21 protein-coding genes are annotated in these 17,885 nt (G+C 36.7%); 4 read left to right on the plus strand and 17 right to left on the minus strand.

Annotation, left to right across the window (positions count from 1 at the left end; genetic code table 11):
* Positions 1-99: 99 nt before the first annotated feature.
* The gene (locus JO178_RS13915; RefSeq protein WP_291936925.1) at positions 100-1,056 is read right to left on the minus strand and encodes a nitrilase family protein; all 957 of its coding nucleotides are present in this window, start codon (positions 1,054-1,056) and stop codon (positions 100-102) included.
* Between the two features lie 64 nt (positions 1,057-1,120).
* Positions 1,121-1,918, minus strand: coding sequence for an AraC family transcriptional regulator (locus JO178_RS13920; RefSeq protein WP_291936928.1), 798 nt, complete (start codon positions 1,916-1,918; stop codon positions 1,121-1,123).
* Positions 1,919-2,177: 259 nt separating this feature from the next.
* On the opposite strand from JO178_RS13920, the gene JO178_RS13925 reads away from it, so the two are divergent.
* Positions 2,178-2,684, plus strand: coding sequence for a pyridoxamine 5'-phosphate oxidase family protein (locus tag JO178_RS13925; RefSeq protein WP_291936932.1), 507 nt, complete (start codon positions 2,178-2,180; stop codon positions 2,682-2,684).
* Positions 2,685-2,775: 91 nt separating this feature from the next.
* On the opposite strand, the gene JO178_RS13930 is transcribed toward JO178_RS13925, so the two are convergent.
* The 3 genes from JO178_RS13930 to JO178_RS13940 are packed head-to-tail and all read right to left on the minus strand — an operon-like array spanning position 2,776 to position 4,379.
* A complete protein-coding gene (locus tag JO178_RS13930; protein WP_291936935.1) occupies positions 2,776-3,009 on the minus strand; it encodes a thioredoxin family protein in 234 nt (77 codons plus the stop codon).
* Positions 3,010-3,016: 7 nt separating this feature from the next.
* Positions 3,017-3,901, minus strand: a complete 885-nt coding sequence (locus JO178_RS13935; RefSeq protein WP_291936936.1) for a dihydrodipicolinate synthase family protein — start codon at positions 3,899-3,901, stop codon at positions 3,017-3,019.
* A 22-nt stretch (positions 3,902-3,923) separates the two neighbouring features.
* Complete coding sequence (locus JO178_RS13940; protein WP_291936938.1) at positions 3,924-4,379, minus strand: cupin domain-containing protein; 456 nt, start codon at positions 4,377-4,379, stop codon at positions 3,924-3,926.
* A 101-nt stretch (positions 4,380-4,480) separates the two neighbouring features.
* Here JO178_RS13940 and JO178_RS13945 point away from each other — a divergent pair, with 101 nt between their 5' ends.
* Positions 4,481-5,929, plus strand: coding sequence for a PLP-dependent aminotransferase family protein (locus JO178_RS13945; protein ID WP_291936939.1), 1,449 nt, complete (start codon positions 4,481-4,483; stop codon positions 5,927-5,929).
* A 293-nt stretch (positions 5,930-6,222) separates the two neighbouring features.
* Here the strand turns inward: JO178_RS13945 and JO178_RS13950 are convergent, their stop codons facing one another.
* Entirely contained in the window at positions 6,223-7,302 is a 1,080-nt protein-coding gene (locus JO178_RS13950; RefSeq protein WP_291936941.1) for an Atu1372/SO_1960 family protein, read from the minus strand.
* Between the two features lie 180 nt (positions 7,303-7,482).
* On the opposite strand from JO178_RS13950, the gene JO178_RS13955 reads away from it, so the two are divergent.
* Positions 7,483-8,286 (plus strand): AraC family transcriptional regulator, encoded by an 804-nt coding sequence (locus JO178_RS13955; RefSeq protein WP_291936944.1) that lies wholly within the window; start codon positions 7,483-7,485, stop codon positions 8,284-8,286.
* A 26-nt stretch (positions 8,287-8,312) separates the two neighbouring features.
* Here JO178_RS13955 and JO178_RS13960 read toward each other — a convergent pair whose 3' ends face one another.
* From JO178_RS13960 to JO178_RS13985, 6 genes are all read right to left on the minus strand, one after another.
* A complete protein-coding gene (locus JO178_RS13960) occupies positions 8,313-9,059 on the minus strand; it encodes an SDR family oxidoreductase (protein WP_291936947.1) in 747 nt (248 codons plus the stop codon).
* A 32-nt stretch (positions 9,060-9,091) separates the two neighbouring features.
* Entirely contained in the window at positions 9,092-9,592 is a 501-nt protein-coding gene (locus JO178_RS13965) for a nicotinamide-nucleotide amidohydrolase family protein (protein WP_291936949.1), read from the minus strand.
* 141 nt (positions 9,593-9,733) lie between these two features.
* Positions 9,734-10,123, minus strand: a complete 390-nt coding sequence (locus tag JO178_RS13970) for a hypothetical protein (RefSeq protein WP_291936952.1) — start codon at positions 10,121-10,123, stop codon at positions 9,734-9,736.
* Positions 10,124-10,137: 14 nt separating this feature from the next.
* Positions 10,138-10,440 carry a hypothetical protein gene (locus JO178_RS13975; protein WP_291936954.1) on the minus strand — a complete coding sequence of 101 codons (303 nt, stop codon included), beginning with the start codon at positions 10,438-10,440 and terminating at the stop codon, positions 10,138-10,140.
* 544 nt (positions 10,441-10,984) lie between these two features.
* Positions 10,985-11,581, minus strand: a complete 597-nt coding sequence (locus JO178_RS13980) for a Crp/Fnr family transcriptional regulator (protein ID WP_291936956.1) — start codon at positions 11,579-11,581, stop codon at positions 10,985-10,987.
* A 443-nt stretch (positions 11,582-12,024) separates the two neighbouring features.
* Complete coding sequence (locus JO178_RS13985) at positions 12,025-12,909, minus strand: DMT family transporter (protein ID WP_291936959.1); 885 nt, start codon at positions 12,907-12,909, stop codon at positions 12,025-12,027.
* 94 nt (positions 12,910-13,003) lie between these two features.
* Here JO178_RS13985 and JO178_RS13990 point away from each other — a divergent pair, with 94 nt between their 5' ends.
* Entirely contained in the window at positions 13,004-14,416 is a 1,413-nt protein-coding gene (locus JO178_RS13990) for a PLP-dependent aminotransferase family protein (protein ID WP_291936962.1), read from the plus strand.
* Between the two features lie 6 nt (positions 14,417-14,422).
* On the opposite strand, the gene JO178_RS13995 is transcribed toward JO178_RS13990, so the two are convergent.
* From JO178_RS13995 to JO178_RS14015, 5 genes are all read right to left on the minus strand, one after another.
* Positions 14,423-15,019, minus strand: coding sequence for a Crp/Fnr family transcriptional regulator (locus JO178_RS13995; RefSeq protein ID WP_291936965.1), 597 nt, complete (start codon positions 15,017-15,019; stop codon positions 14,423-14,425).
* Positions 15,016-15,396, minus strand: coding sequence for a bacillithiol system redox-active protein YtxJ (gene ytxJ, locus JO178_RS14000; RefSeq protein WP_291936968.1), 381 nt, complete (start codon positions 15,394-15,396; stop codon positions 15,016-15,018). Before ytxJ ends, JO178_RS13995 begins: the two co-directional genes overlap by 4 nt.
* Entirely contained in the window at positions 15,393-15,854 is a 462-nt protein-coding gene (locus tag JO178_RS14005) for a DUF1569 domain-containing protein (protein WP_291936971.1), read from the minus strand. The genes ytxJ and JO178_RS14005 overlap by 4 nt, the downstream gene beginning before the upstream one ends.
* The gene (locus tag JO178_RS14010) at positions 15,848-16,384 is read right to left on the minus strand and encodes a YfiT family bacillithiol transferase (protein WP_291936975.1); all 537 of its coding nucleotides are present in this window, start codon (positions 16,382-16,384) and stop codon (positions 15,848-15,850) included. Before JO178_RS14010 ends, JO178_RS14005 begins: the two co-directional genes overlap by 7 nt.
* Positions 16,385-16,568: 184 nt before the next feature.
* The gene (locus JO178_RS14015) at positions 16,569-17,711 is read right to left on the minus strand and encodes a DEAD/DEAH box helicase (RefSeq protein WP_291936980.1); all 1,143 of its coding nucleotides are present in this window, start codon (positions 17,709-17,711) and stop codon (positions 16,569-16,571) included.
* Positions 17,712-17,885: the final 174 nt, after the last annotated feature.

Raw genomic sequence — 17,885 nt, forward strand, 5'->3', positions numbered from 1 at the left:
TATTTTATCCGTGCATTCGTGGCAAAAATAAAGGATTATGTTTACTGAAAAGCTTTGAATCTTTCCCGTCTTTGTTGCTTTTCAACACTTCAACAAAAATTATTTGTCGGGTTGATCATGCATCCATACAACTTTCTGTTCAGCAGAATGTTCCCTTCCAAGAATATCTTTATACAAGTCCGGTCTTCGGGCTTTTATATATCGATAACCTCCAGCCTGAACCAGTTTTTCCGGGATTATAACCGCCGATTCAAAACTATCATTGAATGAACGGCATTCTGCAACAATATCCCCAAAAGGATCAACGATCATAGAACATCCGTTTTTTAACTGGTCATCGTCCATCCCAACAGGGTTTGAAAAAACAACATACACACCGTTATCATAAGCTCTTGCAGGAAGCCATTTCATCAGCCAGTCTCTGCCCTTCATTCCGTTAAATTCTAAGCGTAAAGAAATAGGATCCTTTTCTCTGTTTTCCCATAGTTTAGGATCAACAAAACCGGCACCGGGTCTGGTAGAAGGAGTACACATCGTTACATGAGGCATAAAAATAATATCGGCCCCCAGAAGTTTAGTTGCCCGGACATTTTCAACGATATTATTGTCATAGCAAATTAGAATACCACATTTCCATCCATGAATCTCAAATACACAATATTCATTACCTGGGGTAAGGTTCGGGTTGATAAAGGGATGAAGTTTTCTGTATTTGGCCTTCAGCCCTGTTTTATCCACACAGACATAAGCTTTGAAAAGACGATTGTTCTCATCTTTCTCAAAAAGCCCTGCCAATATGGTAATATCGTATTGTTTAGCAATCTGTTGCAATCGCTTAATACTTTCTCCATCCGGAATGGGTTCTGCAATATCAAGAAGCTGTTCCCGCGAAAGGTTTCGGGCAAAAGTATATCCGGTAATGGAACATTCATGGAAAGCAATCACATGAGAGCCTTGAGAAGCAGCCTGACCGGCTAATTTTTCTATCACGGAAAGATTGTATTCTTTGTTTCCGCTTTTGTTTTCGAATTGTGCAGTTGAAATTTTAATATTCATTGTTTTTTTTCAGCAAAACTACATGATCACATCACTGAAAAATTGTATAAAACCGACATCATGCTTACAACTCGATAAAATTAACCGCCATTTTATTTTCTGTTTTTAAATATTGTTTCGGAGTCAGCCCTACATTATTTTTAAATTCTCTGATAAGATGTGATTGGTCCGCATACCCTGCATGATAAGAAAGACCGGTCATATTTTGATCTCCCGCAGCTTTATTGATAAGGCTCAGGAAATAATGAAGCCGAATGATATTGCTGTACTTTTTAGGAGATAGTCCCATGTTGTTTTCAAACTTTCGCTCCAGCTGCCGTTCAGAATATCCGCTGAATTTTTCCAGTTCTTTTGAAGAAATACGGCCATTATTTGTAAGTATATACTGTTGTACTGCAATGATCAGCTTATAGTCTGAATCCGTTTTTTTATGTAAAAAATCACTAAAAAAAATATTGAGTTCGTTAATAACAGATATGGGAGAGATTTTATTGAAAAGGCTTTCCTGAAAAGGAAGCAGCTGATATTGAAAAACATCTTCTACTGAAATAATCTGATCCCGGGATTCTCGGGCAGAGGCCTTTAAAAGAATATTCAGAAAATAAGGCTGAAATATGACCGCTATTAAAAAAAATTCACCTTGGGAATAAAAATCTTTATAGCTGCTTAAAGCTCCGTAAAAAAATGAAAGAGGCATTCGGGTATCGGAAATACGGGAATACAGCTTCATATCCCCCGATAAGATTAGTCCGGTACTGCCATCGGTAAATAACCTTACATCCTTAGTATTCTTTTCAGAGTTTTCCAAAAAGATATAGTGCCTGATAAAAGGCTTCAGATGTCCGGGAGGTTCAAACTGCATATTCAAATGTACGCAAAAAATTCATGAATAATCATTTGTATGTTCGTGTCTTTTATTGTTTTATTAAGGTAATAAGAAGTAAACAAGACTTTGTTCTTTTTAAAAAAGATTATTAGAAATTAATCGCCATATACCACATTTTTAAGTCTTTTGGTCAGGTATTTGAATATTTCAACCCATATTAAAGCTCTATCGATAGAGCTGTTTTGCAAAAGGAGATTCCTTTTATTCATCAGCCAGTCACTTAAAATATTATATTATGTCAACACAAAATCTTACCCACCTCGAGGCGATTAAAAAGATCAAGGAACTGTCGGAAAAAGCAAAAATATGTATGTTTTGCACAGATCTGGAAACGCTTCCTGTCAATTCACGGCCTATGTCACTACAGGAAACAGACAACAGCGGAAACTTATGGTTTATCAGCAGCGGAACCAGCAATAAAAATTTTGAAATCAAAGAAGACCGGCGGGTACAATTATTTTTCATGAATAATGGTGATGCTCAATATCTTTCTGTTTACGGACAGGCATCTGTTTATAAAGATAAAGCAACCATTGATGAAAAATGGTCACCATTAGCCAACGCATGGTTTGACGGAAAAGACGATCCCGATATTACCATCATTCGTGTAGAACCTGAGGAAACATATTATTGGGATACCAAAGCCGGAAAACTGGTGAGCCTGTTTAATTTTGTAACTTCAGCAATTACAGGACATAAAACTAATAATTCAGACGGCATTGAAGGCAATGCAACCATTTAAAGGGTGTGCCTGAGATAAAACGTTTGATATATAGATTTTTCAATAACAAACGGCTCAATTTCTTGAGCCGTTTTATCCAGGATGGATGCCGTTATTTTTTAATCTCTTCTATTGATGCTCCAAAATTAATATGAAGAACATTTCCATGAGGGGTTACTAAAGCCGGCACAGATTTTACACCAGCCTTTTCAGCTTCTGCCATCTTATTTTTGTCATTTCCCAAATGAATTATTTCTATATTTTCAAATCCTATAAGGTCTATAATGTCGTGTTCTGCACTGATACAGACAGGACATCCTGCGTGATAAAAAACAGATTTTTTCATAAGATTCTTAATGAGTAAGGTTTTTAATAATATTCTTTAATTCCTCGGTTTCTTTTTCTGTTAAAGGCTTTAAGGGACTTTTCAAACTCCCTCCGTTTTCGCCAAGAATATGAAGACCTGCTTTCACCGCTCTTGGTAAGCCTTTATTCACAATAAACTTTAGAAGATCAAATTGCTGATAGAATATATCTTTTGCTTTTGTAAGATTTCCTTCTTCAACAGACTGGTAGAGGTTGATATTGAGCTCAGGAATAAGATTCGGAGCAGCTGTACACCAGCCTCTGGCACCTGCTGTGAACGCAGCTAATGCCAATGGATTTGATCCGTTATAAAAAGCCACTTCTTCCCCCAGCTCTCTTCTCAGATAATGCATTCTCTGAATATCCCCCGAACTTTCCTTAATCATAGTTATATTGGGGATTTCCAGAAGTCTTTTTAAAAGTGAAGGTGACATATCGACTCCACTTGTTGCCGGATTGTTATAAGCCATAATGGGAATAGAAATTTTACGGGCAACCGCATCATAATGCGCTACAATTTCATCGTCTGTAAGTTTCCAGTAACTCATAGGAATGATCATTACCGCATCAGCCCCTGCTTTTTCTGCAAACTGAGCGTGGTAAATCGTTTTTTCTGTCGTAAGATTAGAAACTCCCACCAGGGTTGGAATTCTTCCGTTGACCTGTTGTATGGTTGCTTCGGTAATGGATTCCTTTTCGTCATCAGACAGATAGGGCATCACTCCGGTACTTCCCAGCGGAGCAATTCCATGACTTCCTGATTGGATAAGCCTTTCAACCAGATGTCTGAAAAGAGGAAGATTTATTCTTTCATTTTCATCAAAAGGAGTTATAGGATAAGCAATTATTCCTTTGAAGGGTACATTTTTCATTTTTATTTTTTAAGGTGAATGATTACAGGTCTCTTCCTTCTTCTTCTCTTAAAGCAACGCCCAGATTCTGCAATTGCGGAGCATTCTCACAGGCGATATATTTAGCAGACTCCGTATCGCTTAGATTTTGGTGTCTGTGCCACGCCCAGGAAGGTATATAAACAGCATCTCCGGCTTCCCAGTGAATTTTCTCGTCTTCCACTTCTGTCCATCCTTTTCCTTCAATGACAAATACTACGGTCTCATAAGTATGTCTGTGTCTGTTGGTTTGTTGCCCCGGAAGCAGTCCGCCAATAGTCATACTAACGTTTTTACTGGGTAGATCAACAAAAAAGACAGGGTGCTTTCTCTCCGTTGAAAACTGATTATGCTCTCCTGCATGTTCTACATTTTTATGAATTAAATGGCTTGGTTTAACATACTTAGGCCTTGCAAAGGTTTCATGAAAGTCTTTTGAACTGAATTGTTTTTTGTCCATGATTTTAAAATTTAAAAAGTTTTGTGCTTTATTGCATGACAAAATTATTTTATATTTGGCCTGTTCAAATGAGTCAGTTTTCACATAAATAGATAGTCCAGATGTTAAGACCTTGGAAATTAGAATTTGAAATAGATAAACATCTTGATCAGGCAGTGTATCTCCAGATTGCCGACACAATCATTGCGGATATCCGTTCCGGAAGACTTACTGGCGGAGATGCATTGCCGGGCAGCCGAAATCTGGCGGCAACGTTAAAGGTTAACAGGAATACGGTTGTAGAAGCTTATCAGGTGCTGATCAATGAAGAATGGGTTATTTCAAAAGAGCGAAAAGGAATTTTTGTATCGGATAAAATTCCTTCTTTACAGCAGAAAAGAGCAGACAAAGCATTTCACACCCGGAACAACTCTATCCTGCCAAATGGAATGATCATTAATTTTGATGATGGACATCCGGATAGCAAGATAGCTCCTGTTACGGAACTTGCCCGTGCATACAGACAGATATTCGGCATAAAGGCAAAATGGCAAATGATGGGATACGGAAATGAGCATGGTGATATCGAGTTCCGGAAAACATTGGCCCAAATGCTGAATCATCAACGTGGTATGCATATTCATGATTATGAGATCTCCGTCACAAGAGGAAGCCAGATGGGAATGTTTCTGACGGCTCAGGTTCTGCTAACTTCCGGTGACCGTATCATTGTAGAAGATCCCGGATACCAACCGGCATGGCAGGCATTTGAATATGCGGGAGCACAGCTTTTACCTGTTCAGGTAGATGATGAAGGGATAAATACAGACGAGGTGGAAAAACTTTTAATCCGGCATAAAGACATAAAAGCGATATATATCACCCCACACAGACAGTATCCTACTACGGTTACTTTAAGTTTATCAAGAAGATTAAAGCTGATTCAACTTTCCAATCAGTACAAAATAACCATTATTGAAGATGATTATGACAATGAATTTCACTTCGGATACCGCCCTATTCTTCCTTTATCAAGTTTTCAGGAGCTTCACCATTATGTCTATATAGGAACATTCAGTAAAGTTGTTGCACCAGCGCTAAGGATTGGCTATCTGGCAACCAAAAATCAGGATTTACTTGAAAAAATAGGAAAACTGAGAAAAATGATTGATGTACACGGTGATGTCATTATGGAACAGGCTGTTCTTCAGCTGATCAGAGAGGGAACTGTAAAAAAACATATTAAAAAAGCGACTGTTCACTATAAAAATAAAAGAGATTTTGTCTACATTCTTTTGAATAAGTATATGAAAACACTTGCTGATTTTACATTACCGGAAGGCGGGCTGGCGTTTTGGATTGTCCCCAAAATACAACCGGACTGGGACAGAATAACCAGCCTGTTACTGGATAAGAATATTAAAATTATTCATCCGGGGCAGTATAGTCAAAATCATGTCAATGGATTCAGATTGAGTTATGGAGCACTTACAGAAGAACAGCTGGAACAAAGCATTCCTGTTATTGCAGAGGTTCTTTCTGAGTTTTCAACTCGGGACAGTACCAACTGATCCCAATCATATAGTAGTAATTTATTACCCGGATTTTACGCGATGTGTATAATCCGGGTAATATTTTTTTATTTAATCTTATTCAGACTCTATTGATAGAGCCTTTGTATGGAAAGCAGGCTCTTCTTCTCATATTAACACAATAAAAAAAACGCATCTATATTAATGAAATATAGAATTAATTTAACTTTAAAGCCTCACATCTAATAAAATGTAAGGCTTTGATTTTTAAATCATAATAGTTTCTGTAACGGATCCCTCAATTGAATAACAAAATGGAGAAATTCTCAAAACTACTCTACTTCAAAGACTGCCTGAATCTCTACGGAAGAACCTACCGGAATAGACGAAGCACCCAATGTAGCTCTTGCATGTTTTCCTTTATCTCCAAATACTTCAACCGTCAGATCTGAGGCGACATTCATTAAATCTGCATGCCTGGTATAATCTTCTTTTGTATTGAAAATTCCGGTAAGCTGAACACATTGTTTTACTCTGCCTAAATCTCCGCCAACTGCTTCTTTCAAAACAGATAATACATTAAGCATGGTAACTTTAGTTGCTTCCTTGACCTGTTGTTCACTTACTTCAACGCCCAATTTTCCGGGATTAACGATTTTTCCGTCTCTCAGCGCAACCTGATTAATAAATACCAGATTTCCTGAACGTACAAAAGGCTGATAATTTCCTGCCGGTTTTGGTACCTGAGGCAGAACAATATTCTTCTGTTTTAAAACTTCATTAAAATTTTCATGATTCTCAACAGCAATTACCCCTTTTTTCACATGAGTTCCCCTTAATGCCAAAGCTATTTTCGCAAAGTTCTTGCCCTGAATTTCTGCTAATGACCGCTCTCCTTTTGTGGGTCTTTCAACATCTTTTAAAGAAGCCATACTTGTAATTCCTAAAACGGTATTTCCCTGTGGAATAGCTTTATTCAGTTCTTCAGTTCCGCGGATTCCGTTAGCTACCAAAACCATTCCGTGTACCGCAAGGCTGTTCCAGAACGCCTGAAGAGCGAGTTCTTTTCCCGCACCACTTCCTGCTGACATAAAAACGGTTGCCGGAACACCTTCCAGCGAATGATTCGTCCATAATGTAACCGTTTTAGATAAAAACTCACTCATTCCTGTGCTGATATTCCCAAAATAAACGGGAGATCCGAAAGCGATTCCGTCATAGGATGTCAGCTCATCTACAGTGGCAACAGGAAGAGATTTCAATATTGGATTTTGAGAAGCTTTTACTAATTTAATATAAGAAACAGCATGGTGTTCACTTTCAATTCCTTTGGCTATTTCTTTAGCCAGTTCATAGGTTCCTCCGTTATCAGAGTGGATAAGAACCAGTATTTTTGCTTTATCTTGTGCCATAATTGTGATGCTTTTTAATAATAAAATCAGAATAAAGAAAAAAGACAGTTTTTTCATGTTGAATAAGATATAAGTTATATTTTTTAATACAATGAATGAATTGACCCATTCTATTGATATTGCAAAATTAATATTGTCGTTTTTATTAAATTTGCCAAAAAATATATACAAAACGACAATATGAAATGCGGACTGATCGAAAAAACGGAAAGCCAGTTTGTAGACACCATCGAAAAAGAAGCTTATGTGTGGTGTGAAAAAGACTGGAAACATGATAAATATGAACACATCCATCATCGTTCACAACTTACTTTCGTAGAAGAAGGCTACCAATACTTTCACATTGATCAGAAAATATATCTTGTTCCCCAACATCATGTAATATGGGTTCCTTCCGGAAAAGCTCACAAAATTACTTCGGAAGCAAAAACGGTAAACCTGATGGTATTTTTATTTAAATCTGTTTTTGAAGATGAATTCTATCAGAATGTTCATGTATTTACAGTGCCGGCAGTTCTTAAAGAGATGTTGTTGTATGCTTCAAAATGGAACCAGTCACTGGAAGAAAATGAAGAGCAGGATATCTTCTTTAAGGCGATTCTGAAAAGCCTCCCCAACTTCTGTAAGGAAAGCAACGGACTGGAAATTCCTGTCCCTGCAGACAAGAGACTGATTCCTGTCTGCCATGAGATAAATTCAAATTTCAGATACAATCTTGATATTGATTCCTTAGCTGAAAAAGCCCAAATGTCTGTAAGAAGCCTGCAAAGAATCTTTAAAAATGAAACAGGAATTACGTTACAAAAGTATCTTCAACTGACAAGAATTTTAAAAAGTATTGAGCTGATTGACACCCGACAGTACACCTTAAGTCAGATAGCTTATAAAGTAGGCTACCAGAGTCTTTCTGCTTTCACCTCATCCTATTTTACCGTCATGAAAACAAAACCTGAAAATGGTAAATATAAAGGAGTTATAAAGTAATTGTTCACCGCTTCTGATAATGGAAATTAACCGTTTATAATCAATCCTCCGTTGGGGAGCAATACCTGTCCCGTCATCTGTGATGCTTCGTTACCCGCCAAAAACAAAAAACTAAAAGCAATTTCTTCAGGACCGGCACTTCTTTCGAGAGCCGGTTTAGCGGAATCTTCTTTTTTATCGTCAGAAGTTTCTTGGGTAAGAGGTATTGCTACAGGCCCCAGAGCTACTGCATTGACACGAATTCCCTTTGGTTTTGCCTGTAATGCAAGAGAACGCGTAAAAGAAACAATAGCACCCCTCGTCGCTGAATAATCCAGTAACTCAGGATGCCCCTGATAAGCAGAAACAGATGTTGTATTAATCACACAGCTTCCTTCTTTCAAATAGGGAAAGACTACTTTTGTCAATAAAATCATTCCGACAATATTGGAATCAAAAGTTTGTCCGATATTATTTTCTTTAAGTTCCTCCATACTTTCCGCAGGAAACTGAACTCCCGCATTATTAATCAGAATATCAATTTTTTTGAATTGGGAAATGACTTTTTGCGTAGTTTCTTCACAAAATTCATAGTCATTAATATCACCCTGAAAAATGATACATTTCCGGCCCAGATTTTCAATATCTTTTTGAATGCTTTCAGCATCCTGATTACCGGAATGATAAATAATGGCCACATCTGCTCCCTCCAATGCAAAAAGAAAAGCTACAGCTCTGCCTATTCCGCTATCTGCTCCGGTAATTAAAACAGATTTATGATCTAATTTTCCCATGTGACCATATTTTAATTACCACTGAAATTTTTTTACTGCAGAATTAAAAGTCTGTTAATTTCACTTTTGAAACATCCCAGAATAAATTCCGTATAATAGAGCTGGGCATTCAGAGCCTGGGTTTTAGGATGAAGTTCCAGTTTTTTTGTAAGGATAATTTCACCTTTATAAGAAAAGGAAAAATACGCAAAAATTTTATATCCGGAATTCTGGATGGGCGTACAATAGCCAGTGGTAGCAATAGACCAGTCCGATTCATAAAGTCTGGCTATATTAAGTGCCATTGTTTCCGCAATATTTTCTGAAACACAGTCACATTCTTCTGCTTCCAGTCGATCAACCTTTAATAATTTTACTTTTTCAGGTAATGTATAGGTTGTCATTCCTCCTTTATAAAATAATGACGCATCGGGCATCTGTGAAAAAGCCAGTTGTAAACATCCTGAAGTAACACTTTCTGCTATTGAGATTGTTTCATCAATGGTCATTAGAGACTGGCTTATATATTCGAGAAGATTCTTTTGAAATTCCATAAGATAATATTTTAGATAATTGGTATTAAAAATGACAAGGTTAAAAAGCTGCTGAATAATTAAAAAACAGCAGCTTTTATTAATATTAAGGTGTTTGGTGTGAAGGTCATATTAATGATAATAAACAATTAGACGTAAGGCTTACAGAGCTATTTTTCTCTTATTGTTCTCCAGAATCTCAAGCAACCTGTTCATATATTCTTCTTCTTTCAATACTTTGTAATAGGCTGTTTTAGCGTATAAAGTGAAAGAAGGCGATTCAATTATTATTTCCGTATTCAAACCGTTGATATTCGCCGTATTTTTAGTGTGAAATTCCCGGATATGGAGGATATACTCTTCTATACATGTATTGATCACTTTTTTAAGATCTTCACACGGTGTATTATTTTTAATCTTTTCCAAAGATTTGATCAGAAAAGCCGTTACCCCGTAAGAATTGATCATCACCGGAAATAAAGATTCGTTTTCTATCGCATTATTTTTATCATTCAGCCCGGAATGCTGCAATGTTTCATTTTCAAATATCATAGGTTAAAAGGTTATTAGTTATGGGCAGCCTTTAAGTATTGTTCAAAATAATGGAGGTCGTCTTTATCCTTAATCGACAAATAAAACATAATCTGTTCAGGCTCTTTTAATCCGATGCTGCTAAAAGAATCAAAGTGGGCAATTAATGCCTGAATATTTTCAATTTCTATATCTTTCAGAATGACAAATAACAGAAAGATATTATTCTTGATCTCCTTTGCATAAATTGTAGCACCGTTTTCGAAACATATTCCATTATTATCAACCTTTATAAAGTCTTTGTGTCTCAGGACTCTTATGATGTTTTGACAATCCATATATTTTGATTTCAAGGTTAAAAATAAGCCACATACTATAAACTATGTGACTTATAAAGCTAGTTTAGTCTTCTTGTTTCTCATCAAAACTGATGGATATTTATCTTTAAAAACATCTTTTACATCTTCAGAAGTCTATGGATATTCTCCTGAACTGTGTTTTTAAAATTTCTGGTGTTTATTACTTAATTTTTATATTAATATGTAAGTGATCCATTACAATCCGTGACTAATATTTAGACAGAAACGAACTGGAATTGGTAATTACAAATTGAGTATAAAAGCCAAACGCTTTTTTCATTTCCTTACTAAGGACAGAAGAATAATATTGAAAATTTATATTTCAAATCTACGTCAGAATATATCACTTTTTTATGATCTGAGTCATGTTAACCCATATTACATTAAAAATGACGATCATTATTTGTTTTTTTGATTTTATCGGGTATAGCTTATCCCGCTTACCTGCATTGGTAATGTATACCTATTCATACAGTGTGTTGTTTAAGGAAAAACCGTAATGTCTTACTTTAAAAATATCTATTTAATATAAAATTTTACGGTTTTCGATTTTAAGAAGCTTGTCTCTTTCCATATGTTTAATCGTCCTTATGGCGGTTTCAACACACAAACCTGTAAGGCTGGCCATTTGCTGCCTCGTTAAAGGAACCAGAAAAGAATAAGGACTATCGTCTTCCTGAAAGCTCTTAAGATAATCCATCAATCCTTTTAGCCGTATATATGGGTTTTGTGAGGAAATATTCAGCATCATTACAAATTTGTAATAAAGACGCTGAGACAGAAAACTGCTTACTTCCATACAAAGTTTGGGTGAATGACTTAACAAATTAAAAAAAATGGATTTATGAAGCCTTAGAATACTACATTCCGTCATGGCTTCTGCATTCATTGGATAAGGTTTGTCTATGAAAAGAATCGCTTCTCCACAACTTTGTCCTTCTGATAGAATATTTTGAATAAATTCCTTTCCTTCCTCATTATAATTGTTGAGTTTAACCTCTCCGCTGATGATCTGGTAATAATAATTGGGCATGTTTCCCTCAGAAAAAATAGTTTCTGAAGGGCTGTAGTCTCTTACTTCCGCTCCCGCTGAATGTAAAATATTTTCGTCAATAACCATAATAGTTGTTTTTGGTGTTGTTTCTTCTTCTTAATCTCTTAGTAAAAATATCATTGGGAACTGATCTTAATAGACATGCAAATATCAAACCTTAATCATTAGTAAAAACGTTAAATAAAGTTAAATAGATTATCAATATCCATTATTTATAATATTATTATTCATATTGTTTCATTAAAATTGTTTTATTAATGATATTTTTTAAAACCCATAATATGATAAGAACCAATTAGTTTCGTCAACAGAAAAACCCGTTCTTCACAAAGAGAAACGGGTTTTAAATCTATGGGTAAGTTAAAAGTATTTTATTTTTTGATGGACTTATTTCTTGTGGTCCAGACGTAATCTATTTCATAACAGTATACTATTCTGTGATGATACCCCAAAACTAGACTATTATTTATTCTTTCTTTATGACTCGGGTCATCATTCCCTATTCTCAATCATTTGGCAAACTTCTTAGTTCCTGCCACACATAAAATAACACCTACCGTAATACCTAGCATCCCTATACTGACCTGCTCATGAAGAAGATACGCCGCTAATGCCAGTCCAAAGAAAGGCTGTAACAGCTGAAGCTGGCCAACCGTAGTAATTCCCCCCTGCGCCAGGCCTTTATACCAGAAAATAAATCCTATGAACATACTGAATAAGGAAATATATCCTAATCCAAACCATCCTTTAAAGCTTATAGCCTCCAGATTTGTTGGGAAATAAATAAAAAACAACGGAAGCATCACAGGCAGAGATAATACCAGTGCCCAGGAAATGACCTGCCATCCTCCTAATGTTTTTGAAAGTTTAGCTCCTTCTGCATACCCCAGCCCGCACAAAATAACAGCCAGAAGCATTAGAACATCTCCAACAGGTGATGCTGAGATTCCCTGTGAAAAAGCATACCCTATTACCAGAAGACTTCCGACAATCGAGAAAAACCAAAATACAGGATGCGGTCTTTCTCCGCCACGAAATACTCCGAAAATAGCGGTAGCAAGAGGCAGCATACCCAGAAAAACAATTGAATGGGCTGAAGTCAGGTATTGCAGCGCCAGTGAAGACAGCAAAGGAAAACCTATGACACATCCGATCGCCACTAAAGCCAACGGAAACAGCTGGCTTTTTGCCGGCCTTTTTTCTTTATATATAAGAAGAACCGAAAGTGCAAGTACTCCTGCAATGACCGCACGGGCAATCGTTACAAATATAGGATCCATTTCCATGACAGCCAGTTTTGTAGCCGGCATTGAACCACTGAAAAGCAATACTCCGATGAATCCGTTTATCCAGCCGTTTACTGCCTGGTCTTTTGAAATTGTATCTGACATCATTTTTAAAGTTTTAATTAACAAGTCAAAATTAGACAGGAAAAATAAATAAACACAGTATCAGTTTTGTATATTTGCATGAGCACAGTTTAAAAATATGAGCAAAGAATTTTTATATACAGAGATTGCAGATGGTATTGCCAACCAGATCAGAACCGGAGTTTTAAAAGCAGGAGATAAGCTTCCTTCAGTAAGAATGCTCTGCCAGGAACATCAGGTAAGCATGAATACTGCAAAACGTGTTTTTCTGGAACTCGAATCTCAATCGTTAGTAGAGTCAAAACCACAATCAGGCTATTTTGTAAGTCAGTTGCTGTCTGTAAAACTTCCTTTACCTGAGGTAAGTCGCCCTTCCCTGATCGCTAATAATGATGAGCCTGATGAACTGATCAGTAAAGTGTACGAAAATATGGGGCGGAAAGATATTACTTTTTTTTCCATCGGAATTCCATCCGGAGACCTACTCCCACAGGCAAAACTTAAAAAAGAAATTGTAAACGCTATTCGTGAGCTGAAGGAAGGCGGTACAGAATATGAAGAGCTTCAGGGAAATCTTAAACTTCGGAGGATGATTGCCGTACGTTCTCTTCAATGGGGCGGAAATCTTAAGGAAAATGATCTGGTGACCACCAATGGCGGAATGAATGCTCTGTCTTTTTGCCTGATGGCTTTAGGAAAACCCGGCGATGTTATCGCAATTGAAAGCCCATGTTACCCCGGAATCTTACAACTGGCCAACGGATTAGGGCTAAAGGTTCTGGAGCTTCCTACACATCCCACAACGGGAATAGAAGTTGCAGCATTAAAAAAACTGATTCCTAAAATTGATCTGTGTCTGCTAATTCCCAATTTTAATTCTCCTTTGGGAAGCTGTATGCCGGATGAAAATAAAAAAGAAGTTGTAAAAATACTTTCTGAAAATAATATACCGCTGATTGAGGATGATGTTTACGGAGATCTCTATTTTGGTTCTTCCCGTCCAAAATGTTGTAAATCTTTTGATAAAGACGGAAGCGTACTTTATTGTAGTTCTATTTCAAAGACACTGGCTCCCGGCTATCGTGTAGGCTGGATTGCTCCCGGAAAATATAAAGATAAAATTATGAAACTGAAGTTACTGCATTCCACTTCTTCTATTTCGATTGTCAATGAAGCTGTAGCTAATTTCCTGAAAACCGGAAAATATGAAAAACATCTTCAGCAACTTAGGAAAACCCTTCAGTATAATTATCAGAATTATGTACAGACTATTGCAGACTCATTTCCGGAAGGCACCAAAACCAGCCGGCCGCAAGGAGGACTTTCTTTATGGGTGGAATTTGATAAAAATATACGCACTACAGAGCTTTACGATCTGGCTATTAAGCAGAACATTAGTATTGCTCCCGGAAGGATGTTTACCTTTCAGGAGCAGTTTGAAAACTGTATGAGGCTTTGCTTCGGGCTTCCCTGGTCGGAAGATACACAGGCAAAACTCAGACAGGTTGGAAATCTTGCAAAAAAAATCTAGTCCGAATTATTTGTTATCCGGAACAAAATTTTTTCTTGCCAATTCCTTTCTCACACGACTTAAGCTCTCGGGAGTAATTCCCAGATAAGAAGCAATCATCCATTGCGGGACTCTGAGCAATAAATCCGGATACATTTTAATAAATTTCATGTATCGCTCTTCAGCCGTCTCACCCAATAAAGAATTGATTCTGTTCTGAAGACTTCTGATATGTTTCTGAAGAAGGAAATCACTTCTTTCTATACTGTTTGGAAATTGCTCTACCAGTTTATTGAAAAAATCAGGATGTAGAAACAAAACTTCAGAGTCCTCAACTGCCTCTATGTAGTAATTGGATTTTTCATTAAAATAAAGACTGCTTCTGTCTGAAATCAGCCAGCTTTCAGGAGCAAACTGTATGATATGTTCTTTTCCGTTTTTATCAATGGAATACATTTTCAGCAGTCCTTTTTCAACAAAGAAAATATGTCTGCATATTTCCCCGTACTGCAATAAAAATTGATTTCTAGGAATCTTTTTTACCTCGTAATGCAGGCTGCAGGTATTAACACTTTGAAGCGGAACATTCAGGACTTTAGCTAAATAATTATTGATATTCTTCATGGTACAATCTGGCTTAATGAAATACTTTGGTGTGAGGCATTATTCACCGCTTTTCCGTTTTCTATCACGATTAACTGCGGACTTTCGTGTCTGATGCCAAAATCTTCAGCAATTTTATTGGATATAGGCCGGTATGCCAATAAATCCAGATAATAAACCTGTACCTCTTTCTCCGAATTTTCAATTTCTCTTTCAAAATTCTTCAATACTGTTCTGCTGATAAAACAGCTTGTTGAATGTTTAAAAATTGCTATTTTATGCTGATGGGATTCCTCAAGCGCTTTTGACAGATCTTCTTCAGATTCTATCTTTTTCCAGAAAGATTTTTGATCAGGAGTTTCGCTCTTTCCACCGAATATTTTATCAAAAAAACTCATACATTAAATTGTTTTAGATGGTGATCAAGATGTTTATATTCTAAAAATTGCCAGTCTTTTTCAGTCATGTTTCCGAATAGCCTGTGATGGTCCGGCAGAATATTATTTTTACATGCTGTCCGAAATTCCTCCAGTGTTTTCAGAAGATTGGTCTTTGATTCATCAAAATCACACTCAAAATTAACGATTAGTTTTTGAAAAGTAGGCATATTTCTGGGAATTCCGTTATTGAAAACATACATTTCCATTTTAGTCATGATTCCTATAGCTTCAAAAAGCGGGTTAATACGTGGGAGTTCAATTTTTCCCAGTGCTACCTGAAGAACCAGGTCACAATGTTTAAACATTTGACTTACATTCATCTGGCCCCATTTTCCAGGAGAATTTTCAGACAATTTGGAAATTCTTTTTATAATTTCCTTACAATAGATGGGATTATTAAGACTTTTCTTTACCAACCCTTTTCTTTCTTCAGGTTTTCAATGTGTGCAAAATGATGATTACAATGCCAGACATATAAAGCAAGACTATTTCTGAGATCATAATCCCGATGATGTTCAGGATGATGAAATGTTCTTTCAAGCTGTTTATTGGTAAGGCTTTTCAGTAACACTACCCATCGTTGATGAGTTCCTTTCAGCATTCTCATAGCCGGTTTTACAGGCATGTGGAAACTATCCTGTAGCTCTGCCCATTTGGCTTCGTCGTATGGCTTAATCGTCGGATTATCTTCAGTAAGAGCGAGCTTAAAACGGATAAAACTGTTCATATGGCTGTCTGAAAGGTGATTCACAAGCTGTCGTACCGTCCACCCTCCTTCTCTGTAGGGAGTATCAAGTTGATCATCTGTGAAATGTTCAATGAGGTTTTTTAGCCGACCGGGAAAATCTTTAATCACTTTGATATAAGTATCCAGTGTTGTATCACAAATATGTTCAGGTGCTTCAAACTGTCCGATAGGAAATTTTTTTTTCTCTAAATCACTCATTGTTCAGGGTTTTAATTTTTATTTTTTAAATATGGCTAAGCCTTTCGCTCGTCTGGTAAATTTATCAAAATTTCGAGAAACCTGAATATGAAAAAGTGTTAATTGCAGGTATTCGTTTATATACTTATCAGCGAACAAAAAAGCTTCAGTTGCAGAACTGAAGCTTCTTATTTGGATTACCGGGCTAATACCCATGTAAATTGATATCCTCTGTTCTCTGCAGAGTCACTCTTTTTCCCATTTTTTTCTGAATAACTCTGAAATGCTGTAATTCATCATCCGTTAAAATGGTAATGGCAGTTCCTTTTTCATTGGCACGTCCCGTTCTTCCGATACGATGGATATAATCCAGCGGAGAACGCGGTAATTCGTAATTGATAACGCATGGCAAATCGTCGATATGAATTCCACGGCCAATTAAATCTGTAGCAACTAAAATCTGAGCTCCATTGACTTTAAATTCTTCTAAATTGTTTCTACGGGCACCCTGTGATTTCTGACTGTGAATAGCCACCGCTTTAATTTTATTCTTTTTAAGTTTCTCAACCAGATTATCGGCAGATCTTGTGGATGAAACAAAAACCAACGCCTTATCCACCTTTTTTTCTTTAATTAAATACCGTAAAAAAGGTCCTTTGTTTTCCGGCGAAACATGATAAGCCAGCTGTTCAATATGATCAATTTCAACCTCTTCTTTTTTTATTTCAACAATGACAGGGTTAATAGATAAACGTTCTTTCATTTCGGAAACTTTATCATTTAAAGTTGCCGAGAATAAAGTCGTTTGTTTCACCACAGGCATTAAAGCAAAAAGCTTATCCATTTCTTCACCAAAACCCAGCTGAAACATTTTATCGGCTTCATCAATAACCAGATGCTGGATTTCCGAAATACTCAGTGCATTATGATCAATTAAGTCCAATAAACGTCCGGGGGTTGCTATAAGAACCTCTACTCCAAACATCCCTTTCATCTGTGGATTGATGGAAACACCGCCATATACCGCCATTGTACGAACCTCCCGTTTCAGATTTTCCGTAAAAGCCCTGAAAACCTCATCAATCTGAATTGCTAATTCACGGGTAGGGACCAATATTAATACCTGAATATTACGGTTTTTCTTAACTTCTGAGTTTTGCAGCTTTTCTAAAATCGGCATCACAAAACAAGCCGTTTTTCCGGAACCCGTCCGGGCAATTCCCATCAGGTCTTTCCCTTGTAAAATAACAGGGACAGCCTGTTCCTGAATTGGAAATGGTTTCAAATATCCCAGTTTGTTAACAGAACGAATAATATTGTGTGATAATCCTAAAGATTCAAATGACATAAAATAATTATTTCCCGCAAAGATACGCTATTGATATTTGGTTTAGGCTCCAACCCCATATTCTAGCCAAAGTTTAATGATTTCAGGTTCTTCCCCCTTCATCCGACAGGCATAAAAAATTTATATGGCCGATTTGTCCGATAATTCAGTTTTGGACAAATTTTTGTGTATTAG

The organism is Chryseobacterium sp. (genome assembly GCF_019236175.1).
Lineage (GTDB): Bacteria > Bacteroidota > Bacteroidia > Flavobacteriales > Weeksellaceae > Chryseobacterium.